The organism is Photorhabdus sp. RM322S (assembly GCF_042879395.1).
Classification (GTDB): domain Bacteria; phylum Pseudomonadota; class Gammaproteobacteria; order Enterobacterales; family Enterobacteriaceae; genus Photorhabdus; species Photorhabdus khanii.
In genome coordinates this window covers 1-7320 of record NZ_JBHFKW010000075.1, presented here as the reverse complement: position 1 = coordinate 7320, position 7320 = coordinate 1, and the positions used below count along the sequence as shown (strand labels likewise).

Sequence of the window (7320 nt, the reverse complement as noted above, 5' to 3'; positions counted from 1 at the left end):
ATAAGGCGAAAAGTGCGGTACCGAGTAGCCGGAAAGTGAACGGGAAGGCATTGACTGGGGATATCAGTTTGAGTGCGGGGGATGTGGGGGCATGCCGGGCGTATAGTGGCAGCATTTCGATTGGCGGTGAGGGTACATGGACAACAGACGAGTTCATCGTATGGCTTAAGCAAAACGGGGCCTTTGATGTTCCATACTGGATGTGTAAAGGCTCATGGTCATATGCCTCCAATCGTATAATTAACGATACAGGCTGCGGTAATATCTGTCTTGCGGGGGCCGTTATCGAAGTCATGGGCGTAGAATCTGCAATGACTATCCGTGTTACAACACCGACAACAACAAATGGTAACGGCATCCCGAATTCACAATTTACTTATATTAATCACGGTAAAGATTACCGACCCGGTTGGCGTAGGGACTATACAAAAGATGAAGTAGATAGTTTGATTGTCCCTGTCGGCTCACCCATCCCGTGGCCGCAACCCAATCCCCCATCAGGTTACCTTGCGTGCAACGGCCAGGCATTTAATAAATCCACATATCCACAATTAGCGGTGGCATACCCATCAGGAAGATTACCTGATTTGCGCGGTGAGTTTATCCGAGGTTGGGATGATGGGCGTGGTGTGGACAGGGGGCGTGTGATTTTGTCGTGGCAGGGGGGGGCACTCGAAAAGCATGGGCATGGCTATCGCGACAGATATTATATCGAAAATATGAACAGTCTCTACGGTGCTAACAAGAAAGAAACAACTCCTGCTGGGTATAACGGCAACGTCGGATCTGCGGGTACAGACAGCGATAATAATGGTTTTTTATATATCGACAGCACAACATCGCCGACTGGCGGCAATGAAACCCGTCCCCGCAACATCGCCTTTAATTACATAGTGAGAGCAGCATAATGACAGAACAAAAGTACTCTTTAGAACCAGAAATGGCAGTATTGGGTAAAGATGGTTTAGCCGAGAAAGCCGGTTGGATAAATGTTTACCATACTAATCAGATGACAAGGGAATTTACAGGTGCTGATATTGAATACTTAATGTTGGGTGTCAGTGTATCAGCAGGCGCTTATCCCGATGCGCCAGAGCTGCCGAAGTCTGATGATTTGGCCGTTTGTCGCAGTGACGACGGTCAGTGTTGGGAAATTGTCCCTGATTATCGAGGGAAGACCACTTACAACACGCAAACTAGCTTGCCGCAAGAAATCACTGAACTGGGTGAGTTACCGGAAACGCTTACATTCAAACAACCCGCAACTCATTTTGACCAGTGGACCGGTAAAGAGTGGGTCACTGACAAAGACGCTCTGAAAGTGAGTCGGATTAAGCAGGCAGAACAGCAACGTGCTACACTTTGCCAACAAGCTAATGAGGCCGCTATTTTATTACAATATGCTGTCGATACTGAACTGGCCTCAGAAGAGGAAAAAGCGCAGCTACTGAACTGGAAAAAGTATCTGGTATTGCTGAACCGTGTTGATACTTCACTAGCGCCTGATATTGAATGGCCTAAGATGCCAGAATGATGATAAGGGCTGCTTATGCAGCCCGATGACAATGATAAAACATCCTATTTAGTCTGTCTCCTCTGAGATTATTCCCACCTATTGTGCTATATGCTGCCATTTCGTCATCCACCGAGGAAGATCATTTTAACTTCACAGGTTCAGTATTCTGTCGATTGGTTATAGATTACACCATCTGAGTTTGTATTCTCAATCAAACCGGATTTTAAGATGTTTATCCCATTCTACAGTAGAAGTATAGACAGAACTTTTTATCGGTTAACCGTTCTATTTAATTTTAATACTAACAAGATGAATATGAGGATCAGCGAAATAGGTAGTAATTATCAGGGATAGCAGTTATAAACTCATTAGTTTCTTTCTTGTTTGTGTAAAACAGGGAATAATAGAATTAAGGTCCAACGGGCCATATGTCAGCCCAATAGGGGTATATAAGAATGACTATGCCGAGAGAAATAAGAAGAATTCCATTAAGCTATCTAATAAAGCCAGGATTCAATTTTTATCTAGCCAAATTCTTCCCTAGAGCTTATTATATACTTTTACGTTACATAATTTAGAATAAGCTGATATCTCGGTAAAGCAGAGTATTGTAAACAGGTAAGCTCTGAGAACCCTTTAGTAACTTAACTATCGATTACGCAAAACATGCTAAAATTACATGGTGTAGTAAACAAGAAGTTTATCGATTCATCTGTCCCAGATTTTCAGCAGTTGATCAAACAGCATATTGAGTCTGATAATATTCCTAAGAGGCTTTACTGAAAATAAATAGCCTGATGGTAGGTGCTGAATACACAACAGATCGAAATAAGAATTTTAGTAAGTAAGCTCATGAGACATAGCTTATTAACAGATAATAAAGGTAAGAGTAAGAAGGAATCATGAATATTATGATTACAAATTTCCATACAGGGAATGGTGGTGGTCATACCACATACATAATGAACATAGTTAAGTATTTTGATTATAACAAAGGGAAACTATTTGTTGCTTGCCCACCAGAAAGTAGATTGTACAAAGAACTTATCAGTTCTGGATTCAACAATGTTGTTCCACTTTATTTTTTCTGCAAACTCAATAAAGTTAAACAACTCGTAACAACCTGTAAAATCTTGTCACGTGTTGTAAAAGAACAAAAAATTGACGTTATTCATACTAATGGAACTTCTGATAATAAGATCGCTATCCTAGCAAAGGTTCTTTTTGGAGTGAAAAGTAAGATAATCTATACAAAACATAATCATTATCTTGTGTCCTGGTTATCCAGAATCAGGCTGAAAAAACTCAATGAAAAAATCATCTTCGTTAGTGATGCCACCAGAAATCAATGTTCCTCTTTTATTTCTGACAAACAGGCTATTACTATAAAAAATGGTATTAATACTGACAAATGGAAGGTTGAACGTATAATTACAGAAAAAGGAAAGATAACGCTTATTTCTTCTGCTGGGACAGCTGGGCATAAGGGTTGGTATTTGTTGATAAGATGCCTGGCAAAAAATAAAGTACTGTCTGATAAATTTCGTATAAAAATCATTGGACGTATTCCTTACCAAAAAGATATCGATAAGTTGGTCGGTGTTCCTTTCTCTCATGTTGATATTGAATTCACTGGTTATATCAATGATAACAAAAGGATCATTAATTACATGAAAAGTGCTTCTGTAGGATTTGTTTTATCTACTGATTGTGAAACTATCAGTTTTGCTTGCAGAGAAATGATGGCTTGTAGTCTGCCTGTTATTGTCAGTGATTTCGGGGGATTACCAGAAAACATTGATCATGGTGTTAATGGCTGGATCACAAAAGCAGGAAATGAAGCATCAGTACATGAAATTTTAAAACTAATTGCTGGTTTATCATCCCAAGAGTTAGAAAGGCTGTCTGAAAAGGCCAGAGAAAAAGCGATTAATGAGTTTGATGTGAGAAAAATGGTTTCAGAAACGATAAATATTTATAGTTTAGTTTATAAATCCTAAATCTTTAGATTTACGGAGCTTGGAATTTAAATTGTGTAATTACTTGTTTTTAATATATTCCTTCCGACAACGGAGACAGGCAAATTATGGACGAAAAGAAACTTAAGGCTCTCGCTGCCGAATTAGCTAAGGACCTCAAAATGGGATGGTATTTATGCCATTGGAGGAGATAACTCAACAGAGATGAGGGTATCAGGGAATGGCAGTAAAATTGAATTTTGGACGGACGGTGTTCAGCCAGTCAAAGTTTATATTTTTGAGTAATAAAAATGGAAATTTTTGTCAATAAAATTAATTTAGGCCATTTTCAAACATTCTCCGAGTCAGAAATTAGAGGGGATTTTTACTGTATTGAATTCGATGGCAGTTTTGATTAGATTTGTAATTATAAATTTAAAATCTAAAATGGCGATTGTGCCATGTTTTCATCTAATAAATACCATGTAATCGCAGTTGAGAAAGAGCGGGAAAATATATTAACCACGGTAACCATGAAAACGCAGATCCGGCAAACTGTTTAGTCCCAACATTTGATGGTGCAGGCTTTAAGATGCGTGGGATTTATGTGTCAAACTGATTACCAGTCTAGTTAACTTGCAGAGTTGCTATGACCCTGCAAGTTTTTTTATTTTTTCATTATTAATACATACTTCTTGTTCTTTAGCATAGGTACACTAAGTAATATTTTTTCTTTTGAAGAAATCTGTGGCTCTCCTTTATCTCTTATCTTAATAAATCGAGAGATAATAAATTTATTAAAAATATTTAATTTATCTTTTCGAGAATGAGAAGGCAACCAAGAGCCATTGAAATGATGTATTGAGAAGTTTATCATTCCCGATTCTGGGGTACAAAAATAGTTAGATGGATAGATAATCGAATTGTTATTTAAGCGGGTTTCTTTTGTTCCATCATAAGGTGGCAATAAATTAAATTGTTTTGAAAAATAACGAGTTATCTTTATTATATTGGTTTCTAAATCCAACCCATTAGGTGTCTCAAAATGTATATCATTATATTGTTTTAATAAACTACCGATAATGCTGTTTCTTCTTTCTGCACCCATGACTGCCGAGGTAATAGGATAGTATTCATCGCCTTTTTCATAGCAACTAAAAAAACTCAATCGCAAGAATTTGTCTATGTTTCTGGTAATTTCAACATCAGTGTCTAAATATACACCACCTTCATGATATAGTGCATATAGCCGTAAATAATCAGAAACAAAGGCCCATTTCTTGTTGAGAAACGCCTCTTCCATATAATTATTTCTAATTTTTTTTAAACTTTCATTGTTCCATTCAATCAGTTCATAATCAGGTAAGAATTTATTCCATGTATCTATACAATCTAAAACAAACTGTGGCTTAGGTTTATCACCAACCCATACATAGTGGATTTTCTTAGGTATCATTTGCTTTTACTATCTCAAAATGTGAATGTAGTCTCTATTGCTGTTAGTATACAGCTAGGTAATCCCACTATCAACTTCACCTAAACAATCCAATTATGGGTATTAACTTCACTTTTCTACAACCCCAACACTCTTCTTCCATTTCAGAGCTGATCTCTATTCATGAAAGCCTTAAATATTCGCCGAATATCTATGGTACCGATATTGGGTGGCGGGAACAACCAAAGTAAGAGTAGGGCCGTTTAGCTCTTATTGCTATTAATAGATTGTAGCACGCCGCGTAAATTGAAAAAACGTGTCATTCTAATTTACGTGGTGCGCTACACTCAAGCTATTCTGTAGAAATCAAGCTGGATTATATTGATGCGGGTTCGTTGCCAGATAATATTACGGAAGTCAGTAACGATATTTACCAGAAATTTTCAGCCAATCATGCTCCAGAAGGCAAATATCGTATCGCGGGTAAAGATGGATTACCTTCCTGGACGGATATTCCTTTGCCAACAAAGGACGAATTACGACAATAATTTGAATATGCAAAACAACAACTAATATCCGAAGTAAGTAAGAAAATATTTCCTTTGCAAGATGCGTTTGATTTAAACATTGCTACGGAAGCGGAAAAGTCTGATTTGCTGGCATTAAAAAATTACAGAGTGATGCTAAATCGGATAGATACCTCATTGGCACCGAAAATCAGCTGGCCGGAAGAACCAAAGTAAAAAAGGGCCATGTGGCCCTAATCCCACTATTTTGGTGATTGAGGCCACTCAACATCAGGCGCTTGTGAAGTATCTACACGAGTGAGCAGAACGCGATATTTCTTCCACTCAAGCAAAGCGGCTTTTTCTGAGTCTGTTGCGACTTCTAAGTCAACAGAGTCTTGTAGCAATGAGAGTGTTTCATTTGCTTGCTGTAACCGTGCTGCTTGTTGTTGTTTGGCTTCATTGATTTGATGAGATTTCAAGAGGTCCTTATCAACCACCCATTCTTTACCGTTCCATGTGTCGAAATCAGTCGGCGGTTTTTTGAAGGTCAGGGTGTCGGGTAATTCACCGATTTCAGTTATCTCTGTCGACGCTCGTGTTAGCGTGTCGTAAGCGATGTTTCCGCGATAGTCAGGAACAGTTTCCCAACTCTTACTATCGACACTACGACAAACGGCCACATCATGAGATTTTGGGAGCTCTGGCGCATCGGGATAAGCACCGGCTGATAGACTGACACCGAGCATCACATATTCAATGTCTGAAACTGTGAATTCTCGTGTGATTTGATTCGAGTGATAAACCTTTATCCAGCCGGCCTGAGTAGCCAAACCATCTTTACCCAATACGGCTGTTTCATGTTCTAAAGAGTATTTTTGTTCTGTCATTATGCTGCTCTCACTATGTAGTTAAATGCGATGTTGCGGGGGCGAGTTTCGTTTGCTGTACGTGCGACTCGGGATGCGTCAAATGTCACTGTCGGCGAATATCCATCACCCGATACGTGAAACGTTCGCCATGCCGGCGGATTTGATTCAACATAGAATACCCCAGCTGACGGTACTCCGCGTATCATTTCTGTGAACATCATACTACCCGTGATATTTTGCAATGCATCAGCTTGCCACGACCCACACACCCTACCCGGATCAACACCGCGCCCATCATCCCAGCCACGAATAAACTCACCCCGTAAATCGGGTAATACGCCACTAGGATAAGCTATGGCTAACTGGGGATATTGAGATTTATTAAATGCCTGGCCGTTGCACGCAAGGTAACCTGATGGGGGATTGGGTTGCGGCCACGGGATGGGTGAGCCGACAGGAATGCTATCGTTCTTTCTGCTAAAATTATTATTTATATAGCTATGTAAATCACCACCCCATATTGATCCCGTAGTGTTCCCATCGCCATAGTGTATTGCATCACCAATATAAATTGCCCCTTTCGTGAAAATATCGCCGTTTCGTGTATTGAAAAAAATTCGTGTCTTATTATCTATCGTTGCTTTTAGTCCTATACCGAACCACGATATAAGTTCAACGTTATTTCCATCAAAACTAGCCGCATCTTTTGTGCCTTCTTGCATACCTCCGCTTCCAGCAATAAATTGTGAGGCGTTTACTCTTCCGTCCGGTGACACTGTTAACGCCCGAACATTATTGATGTCTACTGCGTATCCAAGCGTATCCGAGCCACCACCACGAACAATACCTGTTTTGACTTCATTGCCATACCATGCGTAACGTGTAAACGAGACTTGTGTTCCACTACCCATTCCTCCCTGTGTCGAGGCGAGCATTACAGCATTTCGTTCATTCGGTATTGTTTCTACTTGCTTAAATCTAAAAGATGCTGGGTAATCTCCACCTGTTGCTGATACTGCATTCTTCGCCTTAT

The 7320-nt window shown here is 39.6% G+C and carries 6 protein-coding genes and 1 pseudogene; 4 read left to right on the top strand and 3 right to left on the bottom strand.

The genetic code is table 11. The features are described 5' to 3' along the window. The first annotated feature begins 35 nt into the window (after window positions 1–35). From ACGF63_RS21915 to ACGF63_RS21905, 3 genes are all read left to right on the top strand, one after another. Window positions 36–908 carry a phage tail protein gene (locus ACGF63_RS21915; protein ID WP_387633195.1) on the top strand — a complete coding sequence of 291 codons (873 nt, stop codon included), beginning with the start codon at window positions 36–38 and terminating at the stop codon, window positions 906–908. Further along, a complete protein-coding gene (locus ACGF63_RS21910; RefSeq protein ID WP_387633194.1) occupies window positions 908–1534 on the top strand; it encodes a tail fiber assembly protein in 627 nt (208 codons plus the stop codon). The genes ACGF63_RS21915 and ACGF63_RS21910 overlap by 1 nt, the downstream gene beginning before the upstream one ends. A gap of 884 nt (window positions 1535–2418) precedes the next feature. Then, window positions 2419–3516: a glycosyltransferase family 4 protein gene (locus tag ACGF63_RS21905; RefSeq protein ID WP_387633192.1), complete on the top strand. Its 1098-nt coding sequence runs from the start codon at window positions 2419–2421 to the stop codon at window positions 3514–3516. A gap of 625 nt (window positions 3517–4141) precedes the next feature. Here the strand turns inward: ACGF63_RS21905 and ACGF63_RS21900 are convergent. Further along, entirely contained in the window at window positions 4142–4930 is a 789-nt protein-coding gene (locus tag ACGF63_RS21900; RefSeq protein WP_387633191.1) for a glycosyltransferase family 32 protein, read from the bottom strand. Window positions 4931–5214: 284 nt separating this feature from the next. On the opposite strand from ACGF63_RS21900, the pseudogene ACGF63_RS21895 reads away from it, so the two are divergent. Further along, window positions 5215–5652: pseudogene (locus tag ACGF63_RS21895) on the top strand (tail fiber assembly protein). Window positions 5653–5678: 26 nt separating this feature from the next. Here the strand turns inward: ACGF63_RS21895 and ACGF63_RS21890 are convergent. Further along, window positions 5679–6305 carry a tail fiber assembly protein gene (locus ACGF63_RS21890; protein ID WP_387633189.1) on the bottom strand — a complete coding sequence of 209 codons (627 nt, stop codon included), beginning with the start codon at window positions 6303–6305 and terminating at the stop codon, window positions 5679–5681. Then, on the bottom strand, window positions 6305–7320 hold a 1016-nt coding region (locus ACGF63_RS21885; protein ID WP_387633187.1), incomplete at its 5' end, for a tail fiber protein. The genes ACGF63_RS21890 and ACGF63_RS21885, both read right to left, overlap by 1 nt.

Excerpts from the sequence above, each read along its gene's own strand:
- ACGF63_RS21910 (WP_387633194.1), top strand. The coding sequence starts at position 908 with ATGACAGAACAAAAGTACTCTTTAGAACCAGAAATGGCAGTATTGGGT.
- ACGF63_RS21905 (WP_387633192.1), top strand. The coding sequence starts at position 2,419 with ATGAATATTATGATTACAAATTTCCATACAGGGAATGGTGGTGGTCAT.
- ACGF63_RS21900 (WP_387633191.1), bottom strand. The coding sequence starts at position 4,930 with ATGATACCTAAGAAAATCCACTATGTATGGGTTGGTGATAAACCTAAG.
- ACGF63_RS21890 (WP_387633189.1), bottom strand. The coding sequence starts at position 6,305 with ATGACAGAACAAAAATACTCTTTAGAACATGAAACAGCCGTATTGGGT.